Consider the following 987-nt stretch of genomic DNA (forward strand, 5'->3'; position numbering starts at 1 on the left):
CGATCTCCTACCTGCCGCACTTCATGTCGATCGTGATCGTGGCCGGCATGATCCTGCAGCTCGTGTCCCTGCAGGGGACGATCAACCAGATGGTCCGGCAGTTCGGCGGCGACCCCATCGCGTTCATGCAGCAGGCCGACTGGTTCCGCACCATCTACATCACCTCAGAGATCTGGCAGACCGTCGGCTGGGGCACCATCCTCTACCTGGCCGCGCTCAGCACCATCGACGGCCAGCTCTACGAGGCCGCCCGCATCGACGGGGCCAACCGCTGGAAGCAGACGTGGCACATCACGCTGCCAGGAATCCGGCCGACGATGATCGTGCTCCTGATCCTGAACATCGGGACGTTCATGAACGTCGGCTTCGAGAAGATCCTGCTCCTGTACAACCCGCTGCTGTACCCGACCGCCGACGTCATCGCGACGTACCTGTACCGGGTCGGCATCGTGTCCGGCAACTTCTCGTACGCAACAGCGATCGGTGTGTTCGAGGCCGTCATCGGCCTGACGTTGATCCTGTCCGCCAACGCGATCTCGCGCCGACTCGTGGGGACAAGCCTGTGGTGACCACCAACCCGACCCGCCTGAACAACCGGCTCGAGATGTCGGCTGGTCCGCGAGGTCTCAAGGACAGCACGTCGTACAAGGTGTTCCGCGTCGTGAACGTCACGGTGCTGATGCTGGTCGTCGTCGTGACGCTCTACCCGTTCCTCAACATCATCGCGCAGTCGTTCTCAGCCGAGGGCTTCATCAACGCGGGTCAGGTGAACCTGGTCCCGCGCGGGTTCAACGTCGAGACGTACCAGATCGTCATGGCTGACCGGATGTTCTGGATCAACTACCGCAACACCGTGGTCTACACGGTGGTCGCGACCGTCATCGCGATGGCCCTGACCACCTCGTTCGCCTACGCGATCTCGAAGAAGCACCTCAAGGGCCGCACGGCCTTCATCACCATCGCCGTTTTCACGATGTTCTTCAACGG

Annotated in this window: 1 protein-coding gene and 1 pseudogene; both read left to right on the plus strand. The window is 62.1% G+C overall.

Going from position 1 to position 987, the window contains the following annotated elements; genetic code table 11:
• The coding region (locus tag N869_RS15440) for an ABC transporter permease subunit (RefSeq protein ID WP_035063150.1) at positions 1–569 on the plus strand (569 nt) is incomplete at its 5' end.
• 35 nt (positions 570–604) lie between these two features.
• A pseudogene (locus N869_RS15445) lies at positions 605–987 on the plus strand (carbohydrate ABC transporter permease); the annotation flags it as partial.

The sequence above is a fragment of the Cellulomonas bogoriensis 69B4 = DSM 16987 genome (assembly GCF_000767165.1).
Classification (GTDB): domain Bacteria; phylum Actinomycetota; class Actinomycetes; order Actinomycetales; family Cellulomonadaceae; genus Actinotalea; species Actinotalea bogoriensis.